Genomic DNA, 25625 nt, shown 5'->3' on the forward strand with positions numbered 1-25625 from the left:
GCATTGGCCGCGAAATTACCCCCTCAGGGGGTCACTATTGCGAGCGATTTTACAGTATGATGGTTGGGATCGTGCCCCGCGGATGAGGCTCGGGAACGTGGCGACCGGAACCGCCTCGGCCATCGACGAACCGACCACGGTCAAGTTTTGGCAGGTTCAATCATGGCCGATTAGCGCTCCCGATCTCCGTCGACCCTGGCGCGGCCGAGGGCATCCATGACGGCCGCCACCGTCTTGGCGTGCGGGCTGGTGCGACCGCTCTCCATCCGACTGACGGCCTCATGTGAGACCGCCGCGCGGGCGGCCAACTCGGTGATGCTGAGCCCCAGGGCCTCACGTGCCGCGCGGACGTCGGCGCCCCTGACGCGCAGGGCACCGAGCGCCGTCGGCTTGAGGCGCAAGCGCTCGGCGCCTTCGCGTGGGCGCACCACGAACCCGTGTCCGGCTAAGTGCTCGATGAACGCGCCGGCCATCGCGTCACCGGACACCCCGCCGCCCTCGCGCAAGCCTTCGAGGAAGCTGAGCGCGTGCGCGACGGCCTCTGGCGCATCCACCCGCGCGCGCCTAGGCCGCCTCGACCATCGTCGGGTCATCATCCCCTTGGCCCGTCCGGTTCACCCGGTCGGACACGACCCATTCCCGCAAGGCGCCCTCGGCGGCCGGCCGCAGCACCTCGGGTCCCGTCTCGCCCTTCAGCCAGGCGTCGAACAACTCCGGCACGAGCAGCACCGGCATGCGGTCGTGGTACGGGGTCATCCAGTCGCTCGCGCCCGACACGATGATGGTGGCGGACAGGACCTCATCGCCGGTCGCGTTGTCGCGCCAGCGGTCCCACAGGCCAGCGAAGGCCAGCACGGGGCTGCCGTCCGCGGCCGAGAACAGATGCGGCACCTTCGAGCCCTTCTCGCCCGTCCATTCGTAGAACCCCGAGGCAGGGATGATGCAGCGGCGCTGCTTGAAGGCGCTGCGGAACATCGGCTTCTCGGCCACGGTCTCGGCCCTTGCGTTGAAGGTGGCCGGCACCTCCTTGAGGCCCTTCGACCACCAGCCCGGCACGAGGCCCCATCGCATGCGGACGAGCTCGCGCCGGCCTTCGCCATCGAGCCGAACCACGTGGATCTCCGTCGTGGGCGCGATGTTGTAGCGGGGCCGTAGGTTCAGCGGCGCGCCGAGGACCGACAGGAACTCGTTGACCTGCTGCCAAGTGTAATGCTGGGTGAAGCGTCCGCACATGTCGCCACGCTATGCGGCTCCTCATCCTTCTTCAACCGATCTCGGCCAGGGTCACGGACCTTCGCTGGATCTGTCGCCCCATGCCTCGCCCCTTGCCGCCGGTCGGCTTCGTCGATCCGATGCTGCCGACCCTGGTCGATGAGGCGCCCAGGGGTGGCGAGTGGATTCACGAGATCAAGTTCGACGGCTACCGAACCGTGCTCACGATCCGCGGCAAGGACGTGCACGCCTACACGCGCAACGGCTTCGACTGGATAGGGAGGTACGCGCCGGTGATCGCGGCGGCTCGCGGGCTGCGCTGCCGCTCGGCGATCCTCGATGGCGAGATGTGCGTGCAGAACGCGTCGGGAATCACGGACTTCCCAGCCCTACGTGGTGCGATCAAGTCGGCACCGGAGCGCCTCGTCCTGTTCGCCTTCGACCTGATTGCGCTCGACGGGCGGGATCTCCGCGGCGAGGCCCTGCGGGAGCGCAGGAGGCGGTTGCGGGATCTCGTCGGCGGAGACGCCGCCTCTCGAGTTCAGCTCAGCCACGAGCATGTCGGTGACGGCCCCGCGTTCTTTCGGGCGGCGGACCAGCATGGCCTGGAGGGCATCGTCTCCAAGCGGGCCGACAGCCTTTACACGAGCGGCCGGACCAAGGCCTGGGTGAAGGTGAAGAGCTACACGGTCGCGGATTACGCCGTGCTCGGCGTCGAGCGTAGCCGCACCGGGCTGCCGGTGGCGCTGCTCGCCCGGCTCGGTCGGTCTCCGGCTTATGTCGGCGATGCGGTCGTTACCCTGAAGGCCAGGGAGCGCGAGCGGTTCTGGGCGACGGTCGAAGAGCTCGGGGCGCCGCGCGCCCGGCTGGCGGGCACGATCGCGAAGCGCAAGGCGGCCTGGATGAGGGAAGGCATGGTGGCGCGCGTTCGCCACCTTCGCGGTGAGGACAAGCTGCGCCACGCGTCGATACAAGCCATCGGCGCGGAGGGTGAGCTCCCCGGAGACGTCGACGACGCGCGTCATCCTGACGACGCATAGGCGCCCTCGACCATTCGTCACCTGCGACGTCCGTACTACCGTGTAGCGGTGTGCGCATGACCCGCGTACGACCTCATGAACCGGGACGGCGGCTTGGCCGGGCTCCTCGACGCCTGCGTCGAAGCCGCCAAGTGGAGATCGCGCGAGCTCGGACAGGCCTGACCCACGGGGGAACGCGACTTCCGAGGGCGCGCCATCCATCGAACGCCCGCCCGCTTCGCGCGCCCGATTGGTTTCCGTTGGTTGGGGTTCGAACCTCGAGGAGGGTAACCCTGGGCGAGATGCGCGAGTGTCGCCTTGAGGAACCCCGAGCATCTTCCCGTGTCCTACTGACGACCATGCTCACCGTGCATCCGGACCTTGGGCATGACGTCCGGCTGCCCGCCCCGCCCATCAATCCTCCTCCTCGGGGTCGATCACGTGGAGTTCGTAGGCGACCGCGTCGGCCCACTCGAAGTGTTGCGCGAACTTCACGAGGAGCTTGCCGGTCTCGTCGTCGACGGCCTCGTATCGGAGGGACAGGAGGTCGGCGGAGGCGTCGATGGTGGCGTAGCGAACGCCCCCCAATGCCCGGCCCGAGAACAGCCACGCGACACCGACCGGGAATTGGGCTGCGTGCACGTCCACGCCGTTGACGGTAACGACGTAGGTTCCCGCCTTTCCAAGGTTCTCGATCCTGAGGGCGGGATCCTCACCACCTTGCAGGCGCATCATGCGACGCAGGGTGCGCGCCTCGGCCTGACGGGATACGACCAGGATCGGATCCGATCCCAGAATTCCGATCAGGCCGGCGATGGCGTTCCAGAAGTCCGCCGTCTCGACGGTGGCAACGACATCCATCTTGACGTGAGATCGCGCGACGAAGGCATGCCAGACCTGCCATCCGGCATGGTCCTGCACGCTCGACGCGACCACCTCGTCGAAGTTCGACGATCTCGGCTGCATCGGCGGTTCGACGAAGGAGGCCTTGGCGATGTTGGTTAAGGTAATCGTGTGAGGCTCCGCAGCTTCTCCCTCGGCGGCCCCACGAACCTGAACGTCGGAGAAGAACGGAACATGCTCCGCTCCATCGAGCAGCGCGGCCTGCAGGGACGCCCGCAGCCGCTCGAGCTTGCCGGCGTCCAATGGCAGGGCACGAAGGCGACGGCTTCGCTCCGCCTCGATGGTCACGATGGCGGCTCCTGCCAGCGCTTCCAGCTTGGATAGTGCGTCCGCCGCGTCCACGTCTGGTTCGATGATCCTGATCACCTCGTGCGTCCGCACCGTGGCATGCCCGCATGCGTTCTGGATCGCACGCAGCTCGTGGAGGATGCTTCGCAGCGTCTGGTCGACGTCCGGCAGGAGGTCGACCCGGGAGGCGAGGTCCGCGACCATACGTTCAACCTCTGCGGCGTCGGCTCCCGGAGCCGCAGCCGCCAGGATGGCGATGCTCGCGGGGAGGAGGTCGTCCCTGCCGTGGGACGTCGAGGGCGTGAAGACGCGGCCGGGAACGATGTCCCGTTCGGTCATGCCGTCGAGCCTCTGAACGAGGGCGTCCAAGTCTCCCGGGTAGGAGGCGTCGGAAAGGCGCTCGCCTGCGAGATGCAGGCGGAGGTGAGAGAGCAGACGGGAGGTGAAGCTCCGATCGACGTCGACATGACCGTACGCCTCGTGTTCCCCGCCCTCCATGAGGAGCAGGGATCGCGCGGTGGAGGCGCCGATCGTGGAAGCCTGCTTGCGCTCGGTCGTCCATAGTGAGAGGAGCGCCGCGGTCACGTACAGCACGTCGCGATGCACGGCGGCCGCGACGAGCGAGAACACACGTTCCGGATTAGCGGCAGGTGCCCGGTCGTAGGACAGCGCGGCGACTCGCTGCCTTGCCTCGGGCCAGCCCATTCGCATGAGGTCGGGCAGGAGGAGGTGCGGACGACGGATGTCGAGCGAAGCCTCCCGGCCTCGGTCGACTTCACTCGACCAGCGGACGAACGCCTCCCGGAACAAGTCAGTCCCGGCTTGGTCGTCATTCCATGCCGCGGCTGCGAGTCGATTCGCCGTGTTGATGAGGTGGCGCCACACGGCTGGCCAAGCCGCCGCGAGCGCCTCCCACCGCATCTCCTCGGGGACGGAACGGCTTGGCAGCCTCTGCCCCGACGGCGTGAGGTGAACCAGCGTTCCCTCCCAGGCACCCACCGGCTCCGGCAGCACCGCCTTGTAGGCCCGCGCGTCCGAGCCACCGAGCGCATGCCGGTCGCCACCGGACAATACCGCACCGTCGGATGAACGCTTGGTGACCCATGTCTCGAGCCGATGGATCAACATGGACCCGAGGTCGAGGATCGATGCCACGACTGCGGGGGGCAGTTCGGGATCATCCGGTCCGGACAGGAGCCGTCTTGGCGCGTAGGCCATGACGCGGAGGAAGCGGTCATCGTCCGGCAAGCGCTCGATCGCCCGCTTGAATAGCCTGTCGTAGACCCGCGTCCAGACTTGGTGCGGTGCCGTCCAGCTGTATCCGGCAACCTCTGCATAGCTGAATGGCGATCCCGCGTCCGTCCGCGACGCATTCGCGTGGAGGAGGAAGCGGTGATAGCGGGTCATCTCCTTCCATGCCGAATCGAACGAGACCGTCGCGAGCCGATCGATCTGCGAGACCGCACGGTCCGCGAGCTCCTCGAGGATCTCCTCTGGCGTGGGCAGGTCATCGTTCACGGGAGACCTTCCTGAAGCGGAATGCCAGTCGCAGGATCACACGCTCCAGCGGGAGCAGCGGGACGCCACCTCGACGCATGCACCATGGCGTGTCACCCCGGAGCGGCACTTCGGGCATCGGGGTGAACCAGATCGCCGGCCTGGCGGCGAAGACGTCGCCGTCCCGTGCTGCCCCGCGCACATCCGCGACGCAGCGCTGATGCCACCTGCGGACGACGAAGGCCACCCAAGTCAGGCGCACGTCGCGCAGCGTCACCGGCACGTCGAAGCTGGACCTGACCTCGATCGCGGCGGGATCGCCGAAATCGGCGCCGAAGGTCAACCGCCCGCCCGAAGCGAGCCCAAGGTGATCTGAGATGACGGGGCCGGCCGAGCCATAGATCTGCTCCATCAACCGCGGCATCATCGTGCGCGGATGGACGACGTTCGCGGTGTATCGCCTCCTCAGTGCCTCGCGCCGCGACTGCTGCACGAAGCCGAAGGTTGTGACCGTGAAATGGGCCAGGCCTCCGAGGTTGGCCGACAGCCAGGCCAGGTGGACGCAGAGAAGGAAAAGCTTGAAGACCTGGGAGGCCGTTCCAAACCCCATCACGTGCAGCAGGAACTGCGAGGGCCATATCAATTGCACGCACAGGATCGCGATCAGGGCGACGCAACTCGCGACCAGTTCGAATGCGAGCGACTCGTGGTAGTAGATCCTCACGTCGGTCGACGCGTCGTCGCGTTGCGCGATGAGGGTGACGAGGGCGAGGGCGAGCGATATGACGCTCAGCGCCCCGACCTGGGCTCCAATGAGGTAACTCCCGACGTTCAGGAGGATGGCCTTGACGTCGGGAGGGGGCGGACCGGAGGTCGCGGCCTCCGCGGGGAAGGTCCACCTGGGCAGAGCGTCCGGAGCGATCACGCTCACCATTGCCTCTGTGACGAGCATCGCGAGGTCGACGCAGGCGTAGGCGGCCATGAAGCGTCCGAAGGTCCCTATGGAGAGGAACCGGCGCAGGATTCGATTAAGGGGGCGCCGACGCAGTCCGCGCAGGGTGTCGTTCTCACGCAACTGGTCGGCGACCAGTCGGCGTGCCCAGACCTGGATGCTCCCGAACCATCCACCCCGGTGCCAGTCGGCCATTCACGATCGCGCCCTTCGTCGGATTCCGTCGACACGGTAACGCATATGGACGTTTGGCGCGCTCCCAATGGGGGCCACCGTCGGCATGTTCCCAGAGGAATTCCTAGTGGATACCCGTGACGGAGCCGTTCGAACCCGGTCAGTAAACCACCACCGAGCGGATCGACTCGCCCGCGTGCATCAGGTCGAAGCCCTTGTTGATGTCGTCGAGCGGCATGGTGTGGGTGATCAGGTCGTCGATGTTAATTTTGCCCTCCATGTACCAGTCGACGATCTTCGGCACGTCGCTGCGTCCGCGCGCGCCGCCGAAGGCCGAGCCGCGCCAGTTGCGGCCGGTGACGAGCTGGAACGGCCGCGTCGCGATCTCGGCACCCGATGGCGCCACGCCGATCACGATCGAGGTGCCCCAGCCGCGATGGCAGCATTCGAGCGCCTGGCGCAAGGTGTGGACGTTGCCGATGCACTCGAAGGAGAAGTCGGCGTCGCCGCCCGTCAGGTCGACGATGGCCTGCACGACCTTGTCGCGGCCGACCCCGTCCGGGTTGACGTAGTCGGTCATGCCGAACTTGCGGGCAATGTCGGCCTTGGCGGGGTTGAGGTCGACGCCGATGATCTTGTTGGCCCCAACCATGCGGGTGCCCTGGATGACGTGAGGCCAATGCCGCCGAGGCCGAACACCACCACGTTGGCGCCCGGCCACACCTTGCCGGTGTAGACCACCGCGCCGATGCCGGTCGTCACGCCGCAGCCGATGTAGCAGATCTTGTCGAAGGGCGCGTCCTCGCGCACCTTGGCCACCGCGATCTCGGGCAGCACGGTGAAGTTCGAAAAGGTCGAGGTGCCCATATAGTGAAACACCTCGCCGCCGTCGCAGCTGAACCGGGTGGTGCCGTCGGGCATCACGCCCTGCCCTTGCGTCGACCGGATCGCGGTGCAGAGGTTGGTGCGCTGGCTGAGGCAGCTTTTGCACTGCCGGCACTCGGGCGTGTAGAGCGGGATCACGTGGTTGCCGACCTTCACCGACGTGACGCCCGCGCCGACCTCGCGCACGATGCCGGCAACCCTCGTGGCCCAGGATGGCCGGGAACTTGCCCTCAGGCTCGATGCCCAAAAGGGTGTAGGCGTCCGTGTGGCAGAGGCCGGTGGCCATGTTCTCGACCAGCACCTCGCCGGCCCGTGGTCCGCCTATCTCGATCGTCTCGATCGTCAGCGGCTTGTTGGCCTCCCAGACGATAGCGGCACGGCTCTTCATGGTTTCCTCTCGGTCGGTTTGCGGCGGCCGACGCGTGGCCGCCGGCGGGAACGAGGCCCCGGACTGATGACCCCGTCGATCCGCGGATCCTTTCGGCGTGACGACCGACCACCTGAATGGCGGCGAGGCGGCGCTGCTCGACGCCATCCTGGGACGCCTGACGATGTCGGGTGTCACCGCGCGGGCCGCCATCGCCGAGACTTGGGGGGCGGCGCACGCCCTCGGCCGCTTTGAGGCGAAGCCCGCCTTAGTCGCCCCCGCAGGACACGGAAGCGCGGTCCTGCTTTCGTTGCCTCTCGAGGCCCTGCGCCCGCCGGCGACGGTGGCGATAGGATGCGAAGCCTCGGCTTCGTGACGGTCGGCGACCTGCTGGCCCAGTCGCGGGCCCCGCTGACCCTAAGCTTCGAACCGCACCTCGGCCGACAATCGACCAGGCGCTCGGGGAGGTACCCCACGCTGATCCACTGACTAACGACGGGATCGCCGGGCCCACGCGGTGTGCCGGAATTCCGGCGCCGCCCTCGTGACCAAGACGTTGCTTGGAGAGGGAATCGTGGATTTCCCAGATCGTGATCAACCCATTCGACAATGGAAACGTCCACAACGGCGTGGCCCGTGCCGGCCGAGCGAGGTAACGGCTGAGGACTTGTTGGCTGCCGGTCGTTATGCGATCCGTCGCCTCAGCCATGCGTTAGCGCGTTCCTTCAGTCGTGCGAGCTACGCTGCCAAACCCCTGAGGCTTTCGGAGCGCGCTTGGATGGTCCGTCTCCGCCGTTATCGACGACCCGGATGGCAGCTGAAGCCGGCCGGCCGAAGCTTGGTTCAGCCCGCGCGCTTCAGCCCTTCACGGCGCCAGCCGTGAGGGCCCGCCCGATGAAGCGGTAGGCGAAGAGGCTGAGCGCGAGCGGCGGCAGGACGCTCACCACCATGACGGCCGCCGCGACGCCCCAGCGGATCCCGCCGCCGCTGGCCGAGAAGAAGAACGAGGCGCCCACAGTGATCGGCACGGCGCGCTCCGTCGTCAGCATCAGGCCGAAAAGCTACTCGTTCCAGCTGTAGATGAAGGAGAGCACCAGCGCGGAGGCGATGGCCGGCGCCGTGAGGGGCAGCACGACATGCAGCATCATCCCCGCCGTGCTAGCCCCGTCCATCCGCGCCGCCTCCTCGACCGCGAGCGGCAGGTCGACGAGCGCGTTGACGAGGAGCACCAGCACGAGCGGCAGGTTGACGAGGCACAGGATGAGCGCGAGGCCGATCCGGGTGTCGAGCAGGTGAACGCCCTGGTAGACGAGATAGATCGGGATCGCGAAGATGATGAGGGGGACCGCCCGCAGATTGGTGACGATCGGCAGCAGCCATCGCGCGCCGACGCCCGACCGTGCCACCGCGTAGGCGGCCGGGAAGGCGAGGATCAGGGCGAGGAGCGCCCCGAGGCCGGCCGATACGATGCTGTTGAACAGGTAGTGCAGGATGTCGAAGCGATCCGACGCCGCGTGCACCTGGGCATAGTTGTCGAGGGTGGGCGCGGCGATGCTCAGGGTGGGGTTCTCGTTGATCTCGGCCTCACCTTTCAGCGAGGTCACGACGGTCGCGATGAGGGGGAAGTTGAACGTGAAGGCGGCGAGCGCGAAGACCGCGACCCGCAGGGCCATCCATCCGTGACGCACCCTCATCGCCGACCTCCCGCGAGACGCATCAGGCCCGTCAGCACCGCGAACGAAAGGGCGAGCAGGATCAGCGAGGCCGCCACCGCGACGCCGATGTCGTTGTGGCGGAAGAAGGCCTCGTAGATGAAGATGCTGATCGTCGTGGTGCTTCCGCCCGCGCCCGTCCCGGTCAGCACGTAGACGTTGTCGAAAACGCGGAAGCCGTCGATGAAGCGGAAGAAGAACGTGATGGCCAGCGTCGGCGCCATCCAGGGCAGGTCGATCAGGACGAGGCGCCGCAGCGGCCCTGCGCCGTCGAGGGCCGCCGCCTCGCGGATCTCGCCCGGGATCGCCGCGTAGGCCGAGTAGAGGATCAGCAGCGCGAAGGGCGTCCATTGCAGGATCTCGATGGTCGAGAGCGTCCAGAAGGCCGTGCCCGGGCTGAGGAAGGCCGGGCTGTCGCCGAACCAGGCGGCCCAGGTGTTCGGCACGATGCCGACGAACTCCTGCAGCAGCAGCCGGTACATTAGGCCGACGAGCGCCGGCGCCATCATCATCGGCAGCATCAGGATGGCCATCAGGGACGGGATGAGCGCGAACAGCGGTGCCAGGAAGATGGCGAGGCCGAGGCCGATGACGAGCTGCGCCGTCGCGGTCAGGAGCGCGAAGCGGAGCGAGAACCACATGGCCTGCCAGAAGGCGGGGTCGCGGAGCACGGTCGCGAAGTTGCCGAGACCCTCGAATTGGGGATGTCGGATGTTCTCGAAGGTGACGTGCGACAGCGCGTAGACGATGTCGATGGCGAACGGCAGCCCCAGCATGGCGAGCAGGAACAGCGTCAGCGGGGCGATCAGCACGAGGCCGTCGCGGCGCGGCAGGATGCCGTGAGCGGCTATGATGGATGCCATGGGCGCTGCCGATCAGGCCGTCGGCACCGCGGTCGTCGCGGCGGTGCGTGTGCGGCGGCGGCGACCGGGGTCACCGCGGGGGTGCCCGGCGCGCGGCCGGGCGCGATTTCGTGTCGCTCGGACCCTGGCCCTCAGGGCTTCAGCAGCTTCGTCATCGCCTCGTCGGCCTGCTTCAGGGCGCCGTCGAGCGTGTCGGTGCCACCCCAGAAGCCCGTGAAGGCTTTCGCCTGCGCCTCGTAGACCTGCAGCGCGTTGGCGGAGGTGCCGCCATCCATGACGAAGCCGTACTGGCCCGCGAAGCGGCCGAGCTTCACGAGGTCCGGGCGGTTCGGGACCTTGGCCACCACCGCGTCCGACAGGGCGGGCGAGCCGCCGGCCTGCGCGTAATCCGTCATCGCCTCCGGGGTGGCGAGCCAGGTCAGGAACTTGAGCGCCGCCTCCTTGTGGGTCGAGGCCTTGTTGAGCCCGAGCCCCAGGCTGTGGATGTGGGTGAACCGACCGGCGGGACCGGCGGGCGGGGCGACGGTCTCGACCTTGCCCGCGAGCGTCGGCGCCTTGTCCTTGTTGTCGAGGTCGGCGGCCGCGGCGTTCCACTGCAGCATGGTCGCGACCTGACCCGATCCGAAGGCGGCGTTCGTCTCGGGGAACTCGTAGGAGAGCGAGTCCTTCGGCGTGGCGCCGGCGTCGTAGAGCTTCTTGTAGAGCTCGAGCGCGATGCGATAGGCGGCGGAGTCGATCGTGACCTTGCCCGACCCGTCCATCCAGTTGCCGCCGTAGGATCGCGGCACCGACCCGAACACCATCATGTTGAACAAAAGGTTTTTCATCTGCAGAACCGTGCCGTAGCGCACCGGGCTCTTCGGGTTCACGGCCTTGGTGAAGAACAGGGCCGTAGCGGCGTAGTCGTCCCAGTTCCAGTCGTCAGGCGCCTTGGGCGCGAGCGCCTTGCCGAGGTGCTTCTCCGCGATCTCGCCGTAGGTCTTCTTCCACGCGTCGTCGGACAGGAGCTTGTCCATGAGGTCCTTGCGAACATACATGAAGTGCATGGATAGGTCGGTCGGCACGCCGAACTGCTTGCCGTCGTACTGCATGGTCTTCAGCACAGTGGGCGAGAAGGTGTCGGCCGCGGAGGCCGGCAGGGTCAGAGGATCCATGAAGGGTGCGTACTTGCCGAGCGAGTAGGTGGCGACGAGGTTGACGTCGAAGGTGGTCGAACCAGCCGCGAGGTCCGCCTGGAGCTTGTCGAAGAAGCCCTCTCGATTGAAGAACAGCAGCTTGACCTTGTCCTCGTCCGTGCGTCCAGGCGCGTCGTTATAGATCTCGGCCGCTTTGCGAAGCGCGATCTCCTCAGGACCACCTGGCCAGCCCGCCACTGTGACCTCGGCTTGTGCCGGGATGGATGCGGCGAGGAGCAGGGCCGTGCCCGCCATAGCGTCACGCAGGGTTCGCAGCATCGGCATTCCTCCGTCCTCCTCGACAACACCACCGTGACCTCGGCGCCTGTCCAGGGATCCAGTCTCGGATCCTTGACGGCGGGTCCATGTTCATGGAGTATTCCTTCGACAAATCCTTCGCAATGAAAAAATATGTCATGACGGATCTCAGCATGGCACCGGCGGAAGCCGCGGACGCCTCCGACGTCGCTGCGCTGCTCGGGATGGCGTTCGGCTTCACGCCGACGCGCTCGGCGGAGTATCTCGAGCACGTGGGCATTGACGCGTTCTTCGTGGCGAGGGTGGCGGGCCGGCCCGCGGCCTGCGCCGCGCTCCTCGACGCGCGGCATCGGTTCGGCGGCGGCTGGGTCCCGGCGGCCAACGTCGCGCACGTCGCGATCGCGCCCGAAGCGCGAGGACGCGGGCTGGCGAGGCCGCTGGTCGACGCGCTCTGCGCCGCGGCGTCGTCGCGGGGAGCCGCCATGGTGACGCTCTTCGCCTCGGCGCGGCCCGTCTACCGGAAGTGCGGGTTCGAGCTCGCCGGAAGCGAGATGATCTACGAGGCCGACACGTTGGCGCTCCCCGCCTGGGCCGACCTTCAGTTCCGTGAGGTGGAAGCGGGCGATCCCGCCATCCGGCGCGCCTACGACCGCAAGACGTCCCAGGAGGCCGGCCTCCTCGACCGCACGGACCGGCACTGGAGGGAGCTCCTTCGTGCCCCGTCGCATGCGCTGCGGGCCTACGCGGCGGCAGGCGACCTGGCTGTTGCCTACGCGATCATCGACGCGAGCGACACCGACTGCCTGACCATCCGTGACTGGCATGCCGCGGACCTCGACGCTGCGACGGGCCTGCTCGCGCTCTTCGGCCGCTTCCGCTCCGTCTACCCGCGCGTCAGATGGCACGGCGGCCCGCACGACGACCTCGTGGCCGCGATGCCGGACAAGGGCTGGCGCATCGCGCACCAGGAGGAATGGCTCGCTCGGATCGCGGACCCGAAGGTCGCGCTCGAGCGGCGCGGCTACGTGCTGCGTGACGGCCACCTTGGCCTCTGCATCATCGCCGCGGACGGGACGCGGTCGGATATCGCGCTCGAGCTCTCCGCCGGCGTCCCGCACGTCCGCGAGCGATCCGCCGGCGCGCCGGGGCTGACGCTCCATGCACACACCTTCGCCACGCTGTTCACGGGCTTCCGCAGCGCGTCCCGTCTCCGGCGCCTCGGTCTCGTCCAGGGCGACGACGACGCGGTCAGGCTGGCCGACCTCGCATTCGGCGGCCCTGCACCCTGGCTCGCCGAACACGTATAAGCCGCCCGTGCAGGCACGGAGACGACGATGGCGCAGGCTTTGATCGCAACCTTGAGGTCGCTGGCGAGCGACATGACGCCCGCCCTCGCGCGCGTCGCCGAGACCGTGCTCGCCCACCCCGAGGCCGCACTCTACCAGAGCATCACCGAGCTCGCCGAAGTCTCGGGCTCCTCGGAGGCGAGCGTCATGCGCTTCTGCCGCGACCAGGGCTTCACCGGGTTCCAGGACTTCAAGCTCACCCTGGCGAAGGAGCTCGCGACCGATCAGCGGAGCGCCGACGCCGGCACGCCGGCCGACGACATCCAGCGTCTCGTGGAGACGGCCGTCGTGGCCCTGCGCGAGACCGAGCAGCTGATCGTCCGGTCCGACGTCGAGGCGGCGGCGCGGCACCTCTCGTCGGCGACCTTCATCGAATGCTTCGGGGTGGCGGCCTCGGCCATCACGGCGCAGTACCTCGCCTACAAGATGTCGCGCATTGGACGACCCTGCCGCGCGTCCAGCGACGCGCACCTAGCCGTGATGGCGGCCGGGACGTCGAAGCCCGGCTCGACCCACGTCGTGATCTCGAGCTCGGGCTCCACGATCGACGCCGTTCGGGTGGCCGAGGTCGCGAAGGGGAACGGCGGCTTCGTGATCGGGGTCAGCAACCGGGCGAAGAGCCCCCTGGTGGCGGTCTGCGACATCGCCCTCATCGCATCGTGGCCGGAGACGCCCCTCACGGGCGGCGCCTTCCAATCGAAGATCAGCCAGCTGCTCATCGTCGACGCCCTCATCGGGGAGATGGGGCGGCAGGATCCCTCCTGCATCGAGATGGCGGCGCAGACAGCGGGAGTCGTGAGTGACCGGAGTTTCTGAGGAGGCGGTCCTGGCGATCGACATGGGCGGCACCAAGGTCGCCGTCGCGAGCGTCGGGGGCGAGGTCATCCGGGACCGTCGTCAGATCGCCACGCCGCGGACCGGCAAAGGCGCAGACCTGGTTCAGGCCATCGTGCGCGAGATCGGGCCCGTCCCGGCGACGCGCCGGATCGCCGTCGCCACGACCGGGGTGGTGCGCGAGGGGTGCCTGACGGCCCTCAACCCCTCGACCCTCCCCATCGAGGACGACTTCCCACTCGCGGCTGCGATCAAGGAGGCCACCGGCGTCGAGCCGCTGGTGATCAACGACGCGCAGGCGGCGGCCTGGGCCGAGTACCGGTACGGGGCGGGCCGCGGATGCCGGACCTTCGCCTTCGTGACGATCTCGACCGGCATCGGGGCCGGCATCGTCACCGAGGGCCGCCTCCTGATCGGCCAGGCCGGGCTAGCCGGACACGTCGGGCACGTGGTCGCCGTTCGCAGCGGACCCCCTTGCGGATGCGGGCGTCGCGGTTGCCTCGAGACGCTGGCCTCGGGCACCGCCATCGGTCGTCGGGGCTCGGAGGTGCTGGGCCGGCCCGTCACGGCCCCGGAGGTCTTCGCGGAGGCCACGGGTGGGAACGCCGAGGCGTCGGCCCTGCTGGATGACGCCGCCGGCCATCTGGCCAACGCCTTCGCCGACCTGACGGCCGTGTGCGATCTCGACGTCATCGCGATCGGCGGCGGCGTCGGGCTCGCGCCGGGGTTCCTCGATCGCGTCCGTCGCGCCATGCTGGACCTGCCACCCACCTTCCGCCGGCCGTTGACCCTGGCGCAGGCCGGCGCGGACGCGGGACTGCTAGGCGCAGCCGCCCTCGTCAGCGCCTGAAGTAATATTTCTTCTTAACATGTTTGTTGACGGAATTTTTCATAGCGACTAGCTTGCGGCAGTCGCAGCCGGTGGCTGCCAAACCACAGCGACGTGGCCCATTGACCTCCTCCGTCCTCGACACCTTGCGAGGGACGATCGTCGTGTCGTGCCAGGCCGATCCCGGCCTGCCGCTCGACGACCCCAAGCACATCGCCGCCCTCGCCCGGTCCGTCATCCTCGGCGGCGCGACCGGCGTCCGCATCCAGGGCCGCGACAACATCGCGGCCGTGCGTGCCGCGACGGACCTCCCCTTGATCGGCCTCATCAAGGCCGACCAACCGGGCAGTGACGTCTACATCACCCCGACCCTCTCGGACGTGGCCGCGGTCATCGCCGCGGGCGCCGACGTGGTCGCCTTCGACGCGACCTCGCGGCCCCGGCCCGAAAGCGTCGCTTCGCTCTGCGCGGCAACGCGCCAAGCCGGACGCCTGTCGATGGCCGATGTCAGCACCGCGTCGGAGGCCGTGGCCGCCATGGAGGCCGGTGCCGACGTCGTCAGCACCACCATGTCGGGTTACACGCCGTACTCGCGGCAGCAGCAGACGGCCGACTTCGAGTTGATGGCCGAGCTCGCGCGCCTCGGCGTCCCCTTCGCGGCCGAGGGCCGCATCTGGAGCGGCGCCGAGGCGCGGCGGTGCCTCGACCTCGGCGCCGCCTTCGTGGTCGTGGGTGGCGCGATCACGCGTCCCGACGCCATCACCCGCCGCTTCATCGAGGAAGCCGCGCCCACCCCCTCCCTGAAACTTGCAGGACGTCCATCCCGATGAGCCAACACCGCAGGGTCGCCGTCATCGGCGCCGGCTTCATGGGTTCCATGCACGCATCGATCTTCGCGCGCATCAGGGGCTGCGAGCTCGCCGCGATCGTGGACCCGAACACCACCCTGGCCAAGTCGGTCGCCGACCGGCTCGGCGGATGCGCGGTCTACGCCTCGCACGAGGACCTGCTCGAGAACGAGCGCCTCGACCTTCTCAGCATCTGCACGCCCGATAATCTCCACCTCGGGCCGGCACTAGCCGCGGCCGCGAAGGGCGTGAACCTGTTCATCGAGAAGCCGATCGCATCGTCCCTTGACGAGGCGCATGCCATCGTTGCGGCCTGCGAGAAGGCGGGCACCAAGCTCGGCATCGGCTACCTGCTGCGCTTCGACCCGCGCTACGCCCACGCCAAGGAGCTGATCGCCTCGGGACGGACGGGCTTGCCCATCCACCTCTACGCCCGTCGCAACAGCGCCCGCACCGAGGGTCCGAAGCGCTACGCCGGTAAGCTGCCGCTCGCGCTCCACGTCACGGTCCATGACGTAGACATGGCGCTGTGGCTGCTCGAGGGCCAGCGCCCGGTCACGGTCTACGCGCAGCAGACCGACCGGCTGCTCGGCTCAATCGGCACCCAGGACAGCATCGCCGCCATCGTGCGCTTCTCCGACGGCACGGTCGTAAACTTCGAGAGCTCCTGGGCCCTGCCTTCCGGGGCGCGGCACATGATCGACGCCCGTCTCGAGTACATCGGCACGGACGCGTCCTTCGAGGTGCAGTGCGGCGACAGTGGCCTCTACCTCGCCGACGCCGACCGTTCGCAGGAGGTCGACACCCAGCACTGGCCGACCATCGGCGGCCACGTCGAGGGTGACCTCAAGCGCGAGCTCGAGGGTGTCCTGGATTGGCTGGACGGCGGCGCGGCCCCCGTGGCCAGCGGCCGGGAGGCGATCGCCTCGCTCGAGCTGACCCTCGCCATGATCCGCTCGGCGGAGAGCGGCGAGGTCGTGCGCCTCGCCTGAGGGCGTCCCTTCAATCCGCGGCGGGTGCCGCATTCTAAGGAGTGGAAGATGATTAGCAGACGCCACCTTCTTGCGGCGACCACCGCGGCCGGACTCCTCTGTACGGTCGCCATGCCGGCCCGGGCTGAGACCAAGCCGTTCGACGGCGTCCAGCTCTCGGTCCTCATGGAGGGGCACCCGACGACTGACGCCATCCAGAAGATGCTGCCCGAGTTCAAGGCCGCCACCGGCATCGACGTCGCGCTCGAGGTCGTCCCCGAGCAGGACATCACCGCCAAGATCCTGCTCGAGTTCTCGTCGAAGTCCGGCCGCTACGACGTGGTTCAGAACAACATCATCTACATCCCCGGCCTGCTCGCGTCGAAGTCCATCGTGCCGCTCGACGAGACCCTCGCCAAGCACACGAACTACTTCGACAAGGCCGACTTCGTCCCCGGCTACTTCAACACGAACGTCGTCGACGGGAAGACCTACGGCCTGCCGGTCTACGGCGAAAGCACCTTCGTGATGTACCGCAAGGACCTGTTCCAGCAGTACGAAATCGGCGAGCCGAAGTCCTTCGACGACATCGCGGCCGCGGCGAAGACCATCTCCGAGAAGACGGACAAGAAGGTCGCCGGGATCACCATGCGCGGCCAGCAGGGCATCCAGGGCGTCTACGTCTGGGCCGCCTACCTGTGGGGCTACGGCGGCTCGTTCCTCGACAAGCAGGGCAAGTCGGCGCTCGCGACGCCGCAGGGCGTCGCCGGGCTTGAGGCCTTCACCAAGGTCCTGAAGGACTACGGCCCGGTCGGCGTCGCGAACTTCGGCTGGGAGGAGAACCGCCTCCTGTTCACCCAGGGCAAGGCGGCCATCACCCTCGATGCGACGGTGAACGGAGCCTACAACGAGGACCCGGCGGCTTCCTCCGTGGTCGGCAAGGTCGGCTACGTCCCCGTGCCGATGCAGTCCACGGCGCCGAAGGGCGGCTCGTCCTCGCTCGCGGTCCACAGCCTCTACGTCTCGGCCGACTCCCAGCACCAGGAGGCCGCCACGGTGTTCGCCGCCTGGGCGACCGCGAAGGAGCAGCAGCTGAAGTCGATGGAGACCGACCCGAACTCCGGCGTGACGTCCCTCTCGGCGCTTAATGGCACGGTGTTCACGAAAAAGTACGGGGCCTTCAAGGACGCGATGGTAGCCGCGATCAACCACGGCAACCCGCAGTACCTGCCGACGATCCCGCAGGCGAACGAGACCATCAACAACACGGGCATCGCCGTCTCCAAGGCGCTCGCCGGCTCGTCGAGCGCCGCCGACGCCCTGAAGGAGGCCGACAAGGCCAACGACGCCGCCCTGGCGCGCTGACCCACCTTCGGACCGGCGCGGGCACCCACCCGCGACCGGTCCGGTCCCCGACCGGAGCCAACCCTTGACGACGCTCGACGATCCGACGCGCTTCTTCCACCGGCCGATCGTCACCGCGCTGGCCGCGACGTCGGCGGTGCTCACCGCTTACGTGGTTTGGCTCACGACGCGGGACGTGTCGCTGCTCCGCTCCGGACGCGACGTGTTCGTGGGCGCCGACAACTACACCCGCATCTTCACGGATCCGCGCGCGGTCGCGGCCCTGTGGCGGACGGTGCTCTTCACGGTCCTCGCGACCGTCATCGAGGTCGTCCTCGGCCTCGCGGTCGTGCTCTTCCTCGATCGCGACTTCGTGGCGAAGCGCCTCGTGCGCACGCTCCTCCTCGTGCCGATCATCATGACGCCGGTCGTCGTCGGCCTGACGTGGCGCTTCATCTTCGACCCCGCGACCGGCATGGCGAACTACCTGCTGTCCGTGCTCCACCTCGGACCCGTCGACTGGCTCGGCAGCACGCACGTCGCCTTCTTCTCGGTGCTGATCGCCGACGTGTGGCAGTGGACGCCCTTCGTCATCCTGCTCGTGATGGCGGCGCTCGAGTCGGCGCCCACCGACCCGCTCGACGCGGCCCGCGTCGACGGGGCCCGCGAGTGGCAGGTGACCTGGTACGTCCTGCTGCCGATGCTGCGGCGGGCGCTCGCCGTCGTGGCCCTCATCCGCGCCATCGACTCGATCAAGGCCTTCGACCTCTTCTACATCATGACGCGCGGCGGGCCGGCGCTCTCGACGGAGACGCTGAACTACTACGGCTACGTGGCCGCCTTCACGAACTTCGACATCTCCTACGCCCTGACCATCGCGCTCGTCCTCACGGTGTTCACCAACGTGGCGCTGCTGGCGATGTACGGCGTCCTCTTCCCCAAGGCCGGAGACCGCTGATGGAGCGGCGCATCCTCTTCTACGCCGCCCTCGTCGTGCTGATGGTCGCGGTGCTGTTCCCGCTCTACTGGATCGTCGCGACGTCGCTGAAGGCGCCGCGGGACACCTTCACCATCCCTCCGGTGTGGCTCTTCGAGCCGACGCTCGACAACTACCGCAAGATCCTCGCGAACCAGACGTTCCTCAACGCCTTCGCGAACAGCTTCCTGACCTCCATCACGTCGAGCGCCATCGCGGTCGCCGTCGGGTGCCTGGCGGCCTACGGCCTCGTGGCCCAGGAGCCGGCGCACCTGCGATCGCAGGAGAAGTTCATCCTGTCGCTGCGGATCGCGCCGCCCCTGCTGTTCGTGATCCCGGTCTACTTCCTCGCGTCGCGGATCGGCGCCCTGAACCAGCATTGGCTGCTGATCGCCGTCTACGCCTTCGTCAACGTGCCCTTCGCGATCTCGCTGCTCATCACCTTCTTCAATGACATCCCGCGGGAGCTGCGGGATGCCGCGCGCGTGGACGGCGCGCGCGAGTTCACGGTGTTCCGCAAGGTGTTCCTCCCGGCCGCCCGGGGCGGCATCGTGGCGACGATGATCCTATGCGTCCTGTTCACCTGGAACGAGTTCTTCGTGGCCCTGATGCTGACGGGCCGCAACACGCAGACCCTGCCGGTCAGCATCACCTCGTTCCTCACCTTCCAAGGCATCCAGTGGGGTATGCTGACCGCCGCCGGCAGCCTCATCATGCTTCCGATGATCGTGCTCGGCCTCCTGGTCCAGGGTCAGATCGTGCGTGGCCTGACCCTCGGCAGCGTCAAGGGATGAAGACCGATCCATGGCAAGACTAGGCATCCAATCCGTCTCCAAGGCCTATGGGGAGACCAAGGTCCTGAACGACGTCTCGATCGAGGTCGAGGAGGGCGCCTTCGTGGTGCTGCTCGGCCCCTCGGGCTGCGGGAAGTCGACGCTGCTGCACGCCATCGCCGGGCTCCACCCAATCGACTCCGGCCGGATCGTCATCGGCGAGCGCGACGTGACCACCCTGCCGGCGCGCGAGCGGGACGTGGCGATGGTGTTCCAGTCCTACGCGCTCTACCCGACGATGAGCGTCGCGGAGAACATCGCCTTCCCACTGCGCATGCGGAAGCTGGGCAAGGCGGAGGCGCAGCGGCAGGTCGACGAGGTCGCGCGCCTCCTTCAGATCGAGCCGTTGCTCGGCCGCCGCCCGCGCGAGCTCTCGGGCGGCCAGCGCCAGCGCGTCGCCATCGGTCGGGCCCTCGTCCGCGACCCCAAGCTGTTCCTCTTCGACGAGCCCCTGTCGAACCTCGACGCGGCCCTGCGCACGGACCTGCGGACGGAGATCAAGCGGCTGCACCAGAAGATCCGCCGCACGATGGTCTACGTCACCCACGACCAGATCGAGGCGATGACGCTCGCGACCAAGATCGTGATCATGAGCAAGGGCGTCGTCCAGCAGGTCGGGACGCCCTCGGACATCTACCACGATCCCGTCAACCTCTTCGTCGCCCGGTTCATCGGCTCGCCCGCGATGTCGCTCCTCAAGGGACGCATCGACCCGGCGGGCTCGGGCCACCGGCTTGCGTTCGGCCGGACCGCGGCGGGTGCGGTGGACCTTCCCGCCGTCAAGCGGCTTCCGGCCAACGGCGCCACGGACGTGCTGCTCGGCATCCGGCCGGAGAACATCCGGATCACCGACGCGGAGAATGCCCGCCTGACGGCCGGCGTCGATCTCGTCGAGCCGACGGGTCCGGAGGACATCGTCACGCTGAAGCTCGACGACCAGGCCATGATCGTGCGTCGCCCGGCCGGGGAGCTGACGCAGGGCAGCCGGGTGGGCGTCGACCTTCCTCGGGACAAGCTGATGATGTTCGAACCGACATCCGGCGAGCGCCTCCTCTAGGGCTTCCCGGCATGGGGGTGCCAGGCAAACCCTGCACCCCGTGCCAAGCCTAGCGATCAAATTGGTTGTTTCGGTGTGATGGGGGTCGTCCCAGGCGCAAGCGCCGAAGGACCAGGTGGGGCACCGGCATGGCCGGCCTCCGCTACCGAGACCTTTGCGGGAGAAACTGGCATGCCAACGAACAGTCTGATGCGGCAGGAGGTGCTCGAGACGCCGGCAGCCGTGGAGCGCCTGCTTAAGGGATCGAGGTCCGATCTGCGCGCCGCGGGCGACATGCTGCGCGAGCTCGACCCCAAGGTCGTGGCCACGATCGCCCGCGGATCGTCGGACCATGCCGCGACCTTCTTCAAGTACGCCGTCGAGATGCGCTGCGGCATCCCCGTGGCCTCGCTCGGCCCGTCGTTGGCGTCGGTGTATGGGGCGCGTCTACGCCTGGCGGGGGCCGCGGCGGTTGCCATCTCCCAGTCGGGACGAAGTCCTGACATCGTCGCGCTCCTGAAGGCAGCGCGGGATGGCGGGGCCGAGACGATCGCCCTCGTCAACGCCCCGGGATCGCCCCTGGGCGCGGCGAGCGCCCGCGAGCTCTCGCTGCAGGCCGGCCCGGAGCGGAGCGTCGCCGCGACCAAGAGCTTCGTCTGCTCCATCGTCGCGGCCCTCGCACTATTGGGTCATTGGAGCGGGGACGAGGCGCTCCTGGCCGCCTTGCAGGCCCTTCCGTCGCGGCTCGACGAGGCCGCGAGGGCGGATTGGTCCGCCGCGATCGAGCCCTGCGCCAAGGCCTCGTCCCTCTACACGGTCGGCCGGGGCCCGGGGTTCGCCATCGCCGCCGAAGCGGCGCTCAAGTTCAAGGAAGTCGCGATCCTGCACGCGGAATGTTTCTCGGGAGCCGAGATCGTGCATGGACCCGTGTCGCTGGTCGAGCCCGGCTTCCCGGTCCTCGCCTTCCTCCCCGACGATGCCGCCCGACCTGGCCTGCAGGACATCTGCCGGCGCCTTCACGACTCGGGGGCCACACTCCTCGCTGTCGGTGGAAGCCCGGTCGGAACCATCCTGCCACATGCCTCGACCGGGCACCCGTTGACCGAGCCCCTCTCCATGATCCTGTCGTTCTACGCCTTCGTGGAGGGCCTTGCCCAGGCGAAGGACCTCGACCCGGATACGCCGCGCGGCCTCAAGAAGGTGACCGAGACCGTCTGATGTCGACCTTCGCCCTGACCGGCGCCGCGGTGTTCGACGGCGAGACGGTGCGCGAAGGCGTCGCCGTGGTGGTCTCCGACGGTCTCGTCGAGGCCGTCTGCCGCCGCGACGGCCTGCCGAGGGACGTGGAGCGTCGGCACCTCGACGGCGGCCTCATCGCGCCGGGCTTCGTCGACATCCAGGTGAACGGCGGCGGCGGGGTGCTGCTCAACGACATGCCCACGGTCGAGGGCGTGCGCCGCATCTGCGAGGCGCATCGCCGGTTCGGCTCGACCGCCCTCCTGCCGACCGTGATCACCGACCGGCCCGAGGTCACCTACGCGGCGATCGACGCGGTCGGCGAGGCGATGCGGCTGGGCGTCCCCGGGTGCGTCGGCATCCACGTCGAGGGTCCGTTCATCGCGAAGGCGCGCAAGGGCGCGCACGACCCGGCCCTGATCCGGCCCATGACCGAGGCCGAACTGAAGCGCCTACTCGCCACGACCGTTCGCCCGCTCCTCCTGACGGTCGCGCCCGAGAGCGTTTCCGACGATCAGATCCGGCGGCTCGCGGCTGCCGGCATCATTGTCTCCCTCGGCCATAGCGACGCCGACTTCGCCACGGCGGCCTCCGCCTTCCACGCCGGCGCGCGCTGCGGGACGCACCTCTTCAATGCCATGAGCCCGCTCGGCCACCGCGAGCCGGGACTCGTCGGCGCGATCCTGGACGACCCAGAAGTCTGGTGCGGCATCATCGCGGACGGCCACCACGTCCACCCCACTTCCATCGCGACGGCGCTGCGGGCCAAGCGGGGCTCTGGCAAGGTTCTCGCCATCACGGATGCCATGTCGACCGTGGGCGTCGAGGAGGACGTGTTCGAGCTCAACGGCCGACGGGTGACGCGACGGGCCGGTCGGCTGACCCTGGATGACGGAACCCTCGCCGGTTCGGACCTGACGATGATCGACGCGGTGCGCTACCTCCGCGACGTCGTCGGTCTGCCAATGGCCGAGGTCCTCTGCATGGCGTCTCTATACCCCGCCCAATTCCTTGACGACGCGTCCCGCGGTCGCCTCGTACCCGGCGCGCGGGCGGACCTCGTGTGGATTGACGCAGGTGGCCGGCTCGGCAGGGTGTGGCTCGGTGGCGGACTTCGGTAGCTCTACGTTGATCTTCCTCAGGCCTCTCCCTTGACCGAAGGCGGCCTTGGTGTCCGTTCCATCAATACCGGAACACGGCAGGAGCCGGAGGTTCGCCCTCCGGCGCGTTGTTCGGGTGAACGTCGAATTCCGCAGAGATGGCGAAGCGTATTGTCGCTGATCATGTTCGCTCGATAGGCCTCGGCAGCCAACACGTGAAACCTTCCGTGGAGAGCGCCATGTCGGTCTACGGTATGCATACCCGTGGTCTCGGCCTCGACGCCATCATAGCGTGAAGGAATGGGTCTGGGCCTGGCGCCACGACGATCCGTTCTCCCCCAACGAGATCTGAATCCGGGCGCAAGTTGGGCTCACTTGGAACAACGTGATCACCCAGCACGGCGCTGCCTCGCCCCTGCACCCGGCGCGCGGTTTTGCGAGCAAGGAAGGGATTTACAGCAGGCCCATGCGCCATCGCGTGGCGGCGCCGGTCAAGATTGAACCGTTTTCCCGTGAGGACGTCGGCAATCGGGTATCATCGCGCGCGGCCGACGCTACTCGGCGGCGGCCAAGGGCCGCGTCGGCTCGGCGTGGTCGTGGGCGACGCTCACGCACATTTCGACCACTTCGCGCAGCGAAGTGGTATAGTAGTCGGCGCCGATCACCGCGTGCATGCGCTCGTCCTTGAGGACGGCGTCGCCGACCGGCCAGAGCCCGACGATGATCGGCACGTCCGGCATGCGCTGTTTGAGGCGGCGGACCAGGTAGTGGAGCGCCGCGGGGTTTCCGCTGATGTCCAGGTAGCTGATGCACACCATGGCGACGCCCTGGATGTCGAGCTTGGCGATGCCGGCGCGCGACGCGGACTCGTGCTCGGCCATGCGACCACCCAGCCCGTGCTTTCCGAGAAGCTGCACAAGGATGCTGGAGGCCGCCTCGTCGAGCGGACCCTTGCCGGCGAGGCAGAGTACCGGAGAGGCCGACTGCCAGTGCGGCGCCAGCACCTCGGGAACCGGTGCCTCGGCGGTGGAAGCGGCTGGCTTCGGCACGTCCTTCTCGGCCTGGGACGCGACCGCCTGGGCGGCCTCCTTCTCCTCCGGCGCGGGGTCCCGGTCGTCGTGGCCCGCGAGGTCGTCGACAATCGACTGCACGCTTTCCTTGATGCGGTCCATGCGATCGCCGTCGATGACGCCCCGCTGGGCGTCGTTGGCCGCGAGTTGCAGGCCCTTGAGCACGACCTCGTCGTAGTAGGTCGTCAGCGAGCGTTCCTTGAGCAGCAGTTCCGCCTGCTGGAGCGCCTCGTCGGGATCCTCGGCCAGCATGCGCTGGTAGAAGTTCTCGACGGGCGTCAGGGCGGGCCGGTCGCCGAGCAGCACCTCCAGGAACTCAAGGCGCTCGACGTAGCGGCCGAGGACGACGAGGCAGAGGGTGAGCGGCGTCGACAGGATCAGGCCGATCGGCCCCCAGATCCAGGACCAGAAGATCGCCGCGATGACAACGGCGACGGGCGACAGGCCGGTCGAGTGCCCATAGACCATCGGCTCGATCACCTGCCCGGTGACGAGTTCAGAGACGACGAAGAGGCCCGCCGTCCAGAACAGCATCGTCCAGTCTGGACTGACTGCGGCCGCTAGCGCCATGGGAAGCGCCGCGGCCAGGACGGCGCCGACGTAGGGCACGAAGCGGAGGAGCGCGCCGAGGACGCCCCACAGCACGGGGGACGGCACCCCGATGAAGTAGAGGCCGACGCCGACCACGATGCCGAAGGCGGCGTTGATGCCGAGCTGGGCCAGGAAATACTTGCTGAGCCGGTGCGCCGCGTCGTCCATCGCGGTCGTGGTGCGGTGGAGGTCGTTCGACCCGAAAAGCCGGATGAGCCGGTCGCGCAGGTCTTCCTTCTGAAGCAGGATGAACACCGCCACGATGAAGATGATGAGGGCGCTCTCGAAGGGCTTCAGGATCGGTTCGAGCACGCTCTTGGCGAGGTCGAGCGGGCCCATGGCCGGCTGGCGGACCTCGACCGGCATCGGCTTCGGTTCGCCCGGCGCCGCCGTCGAGCCCGGCTCGGCCGTTCCTGTCGTCTTGGCGACCTGCTGGGTTACCGTCTTGGTGACGCTGTCGAGGCGTCCTAGCGTGGCCCCGCGCAGGCTGCCGATTTTGGTCTCGATGGTGCTCGCATATCGCGGGATGTCGGTCGCGAGGCTCGCGACCTGGAGGCCGATCAGCCCGCCGATGACGCCGAGCACGCCCAGCCCGAGCACGACCGCGAGCAGCACGGACGGCACGTTAGGCACGTGGATGCGCCGCAGCACCGTGACGAGCGGAGCCAGCACGAAGGACAGCAGGATCGCGAGCGTGATCGGGATGAGCACCTCGCGGGCGAGATAGAGGCCGGCCACGGTGACCACCATGGCCACCAGCGTGACGAGGCTTCCCAGGCCCGGCAGAGGCGGCGCCGCTACCTTCGCGGGTTGTCGGGCGACGAGCTTGAGGTCGGCCATGATCGTCGCCTTCCGTTCGCGCTCAGCGCTGCCCATGGATGAGGTAGGACAACACGTAGCCCACGGCGCCCGCGATCAGCACCGCGACGAGGGGATTGGCCTCGACTTGTCGCCGGGCGACGTCGCTGCGCTGACGGGCGTAGGAGGCCGGGTCTCCGTAGAGGTCCCGTGCCGCATCGGCAACCTGTCCGACGCCCTGCCGGACGGCGTCCTTGGCTTGGCCGTATAGCTGCTCGACCTGACCTTCCGCCTCGCGGAAGCGTCCCTCGACGGAGTTGCCGGGCGAGCCAACCGCGTCGCCCAGGCCTCCCTGCGCCGCTCCACCCAGTTCCTTGACCTTGCCGACCACGCGATCTGAATCAACCATGACGTCCTCCCGTGCCGGCTGAAGCGCTGGCCAAGGGACTACTAGTAGGACACTTCCCCTGGATTGACACGCTCCTGTCCCAACCCCATCGGTTACGGT

The 25625-nt window shown here is 68.2% G+C and carries 23 protein-coding genes and 1 pseudogene; 13 read left to right on the top strand and 11 right to left on the bottom strand.

Annotated features, from left to right (window positions below):
- Positions 1-170 precede the first annotated feature (170 nt).
- Both P7D22_RS09135 and P7D22_RS09140 read right to left on the bottom strand, forming a co-directional pair.
- Positions 171-554 (bottom strand): helix-turn-helix domain-containing protein, encoded by a 384-nt coding sequence (locus P7D22_RS09135; protein ID WP_319933917.1) that lies wholly within the window; start codon positions 552-554, stop codon positions 171-173.
- 10 nt (positions 555-564) lie between these two features.
- Positions 565-1233: an SOS response-associated peptidase gene (locus P7D22_RS09140; protein WP_319933918.1), complete on the bottom strand. Its 669-nt coding sequence runs from the start codon at positions 1231-1233 to the stop codon at positions 565-567.
- A 92-nt stretch (positions 1234-1325) separates the two neighbouring features.
- On the opposite strand from P7D22_RS09140, the gene P7D22_RS09145 reads away from it, so the two are divergent.
- Positions 1326-2252 carry an ATP-dependent DNA ligase gene (locus P7D22_RS09145; protein WP_319933919.1) on the top strand — a complete coding sequence of 309 codons (927 nt, stop codon included), beginning with the start codon at positions 1326-1328 and terminating at the stop codon, positions 2250-2252.
- Between the two features lie 393 nt (positions 2253-2645).
- Here the strand turns inward: P7D22_RS09145 and P7D22_RS09150 are convergent, their stop codons facing one another.
- From P7D22_RS09150 to P7D22_RS09160, 3 genes and pseudogenes are all read right to left on the bottom strand, one after another.
- Positions 2646-4940, bottom strand: coding sequence for a hypothetical protein (locus P7D22_RS09150; RefSeq protein WP_319933920.1), 2295 nt, complete (start codon positions 4938-4940; stop codon positions 2646-2648).
- Positions 4930-6066: a hypothetical protein gene (locus P7D22_RS09155; RefSeq protein WP_319933921.1), complete on the bottom strand. Its 1137-nt coding sequence runs from the start codon at positions 6064-6066 to the stop codon at positions 4930-4932. The genes P7D22_RS09150 and P7D22_RS09155 overlap by 11 nt, the downstream gene beginning before the upstream one ends.
- Before the next feature lie 139 nt (positions 6067-6205).
- A pseudogene (locus P7D22_RS09160) lies at positions 6206-7318 on the bottom strand (S-(hydroxymethyl)glutathione dehydrogenase/class III alcohol dehydrogenase).
- A 97-nt stretch (positions 7319-7415) separates the two neighbouring features.
- Here P7D22_RS09160 and P7D22_RS09165 point away from each other — a divergent pair.
- The gene (locus tag P7D22_RS09165; protein ID WP_319933922.1) at positions 7416-7673 is read left to right on the top strand and encodes a hypothetical protein; all 258 of its coding nucleotides are present in this window, start codon (positions 7416-7418) and stop codon (positions 7671-7673) included.
- 481 nt (positions 7674-8154) lie between these two features.
- Here the strand turns inward: P7D22_RS09165 and P7D22_RS09170 are convergent, their stop codons facing one another.
- The 4 genes from P7D22_RS09170 to P7D22_RS09185 form a co-directional block, all read right to left on the bottom strand.
- Positions 8155-8325, bottom strand: coding sequence for a hypothetical protein (locus P7D22_RS09170; RefSeq protein ID WP_319933923.1), 171 nt, complete (start codon positions 8323-8325; stop codon positions 8155-8157).
- 33 nt (positions 8326-8358) lie between these two features.
- Positions 8359-8991 carry an ABC transporter permease subunit gene (locus P7D22_RS09175; protein ID WP_319933924.1) on the bottom strand — a complete coding sequence of 211 codons (633 nt, stop codon included), beginning with the start codon at positions 8989-8991 and terminating at the stop codon, positions 8359-8361.
- Positions 8988-9872 (bottom strand): carbohydrate ABC transporter permease, encoded by an 885-nt coding sequence (locus P7D22_RS09180; RefSeq protein WP_319933925.1) that lies wholly within the window; start codon positions 9870-9872, stop codon positions 8988-8990. The genes P7D22_RS09175 and P7D22_RS09180 overlap by 4 nt, the downstream gene beginning before the upstream one ends.
- Positions 9873-10003: 131 nt before the next feature.
- Complete coding sequence (locus P7D22_RS09185) at positions 10004-11326, bottom strand: extracellular solute-binding protein (protein WP_319933967.1); 1323 nt, start codon at positions 11324-11326, stop codon at positions 10004-10006.
- An 86-nt stretch (positions 11327-11412) separates the two neighbouring features.
- Here P7D22_RS09185 and P7D22_RS09190 point away from each other — a divergent pair, with 86 nt between their 5' ends.
- The 11 genes from P7D22_RS09190 (at position 11413) to nagA (ending at position 22679) form a co-directional block, all read left to right on the top strand.
- A complete protein-coding gene (locus P7D22_RS09190) occupies positions 11413-12612 on the top strand; it encodes a GNAT family N-acetyltransferase (RefSeq protein WP_319933926.1) in 1200 nt (399 codons plus the stop codon).
- Between the two features lie 27 nt (positions 12613-12639).
- The gene (locus P7D22_RS09195; RefSeq protein WP_319933927.1) at positions 12640-13467 is read left to right on the top strand and encodes a MurR/RpiR family transcriptional regulator; all 828 of its coding nucleotides are present in this window, start codon (positions 12640-12642) and stop codon (positions 13465-13467) included.
- Positions 13451-14335 carry an N-acetylmannosamine kinase gene (locus tag P7D22_RS09200; protein WP_319933928.1) on the top strand — a complete coding sequence of 295 codons (885 nt, stop codon included), beginning with the start codon at positions 13451-13453 and terminating at the stop codon, positions 14333-14335. The genes P7D22_RS09195 and P7D22_RS09200 overlap by 17 nt, the downstream gene beginning before the upstream one ends.
- Positions 14336-14436: 101 nt before the next feature.
- Positions 14437-15144: an N-acetylmannosamine-6-phosphate 2-epimerase gene (locus tag P7D22_RS09205; RefSeq protein ID WP_319933929.1), complete on the top strand. Its 708-nt coding sequence runs from the start codon at positions 14437-14439 to the stop codon at positions 15142-15144.
- Positions 15141-16154 carry a Gfo/Idh/MocA family protein gene (locus P7D22_RS09210; RefSeq protein WP_319933930.1) on the top strand — a complete coding sequence of 338 codons (1014 nt, stop codon included), beginning with the start codon at positions 15141-15143 and terminating at the stop codon, positions 16152-16154. The genes P7D22_RS09205 and P7D22_RS09210 overlap by 4 nt, the downstream gene beginning before the upstream one ends.
- Positions 16155-16265: 111 nt before the next feature.
- Positions 16266-17498 carry an ABC transporter substrate-binding protein gene (locus tag P7D22_RS09215; RefSeq protein ID WP_442916068.1) on the top strand — a complete coding sequence of 411 codons (1233 nt, stop codon included), beginning with the start codon at positions 16266-16268 and terminating at the stop codon, positions 17496-17498.
- Positions 17499-17562: 64 nt separating this feature from the next.
- Entirely contained in the window at positions 17563-18435 is an 873-nt protein-coding gene (locus P7D22_RS09220; RefSeq protein WP_319933931.1) for a carbohydrate ABC transporter permease, read from the top strand.
- Positions 18435-19247, top strand: a complete 813-nt coding sequence (locus P7D22_RS09225; protein WP_319933932.1) for a carbohydrate ABC transporter permease — start codon at positions 18435-18437, stop codon at positions 19245-19247. The genes P7D22_RS09220 and P7D22_RS09225 overlap by 1 nt, the downstream gene beginning before the upstream one ends.
- A gap of 10 nt (positions 19248-19257) precedes the next feature.
- Positions 19258-20343 (top strand): ABC transporter ATP-binding protein, encoded by a 1086-nt coding sequence (locus P7D22_RS09230; RefSeq protein WP_319933933.1) that lies wholly within the window; start codon positions 19258-19260, stop codon positions 20341-20343.
- Positions 20344-20514: 171 nt separating this feature from the next.
- Positions 20515-21540 (top strand): SIS domain-containing protein, encoded by a 1026-nt coding sequence (locus P7D22_RS09235; protein WP_319933934.1) that lies wholly within the window; start codon positions 20515-20517, stop codon positions 21538-21540.
- Entirely contained in the window at positions 21540-22679 is a 1140-nt protein-coding gene (gene nagA, locus P7D22_RS09240; protein WP_319933935.1) for an N-acetylglucosamine-6-phosphate deacetylase, read from the top strand. Before P7D22_RS09235 ends, nagA begins: the two co-directional genes overlap by 1 nt.
- 533 nt (positions 22680-23212) lie before the next feature.
- Here the strand turns inward: nagA and P7D22_RS09245 are convergent.
- Positions 23213-25159, bottom strand: coding sequence for an AI-2E family transporter (locus tag P7D22_RS09245; protein ID WP_319933936.1), 1947 nt, complete (start codon positions 25157-25159; stop codon positions 23213-23215).
- Positions 25160-25181: 22 nt separating this feature from the next.
- The gene (locus P7D22_RS09250; RefSeq protein ID WP_319933937.1) at positions 25182-25526 is read right to left on the bottom strand and encodes a CsbD family protein; all 345 of its coding nucleotides are present in this window, start codon (positions 25524-25526) and stop codon (positions 25182-25184) included.
- Positions 25527-25625 lie beyond the last annotated feature (99 nt).

It is taken from the genome of Lichenihabitans sp. Uapishka_5, assembly GCF_033947565.1.
Classification (GTDB): Bacteria; Pseudomonadota; Alphaproteobacteria; order Rhizobiales; family Beijerinckiaceae; genus Lichenihabitans.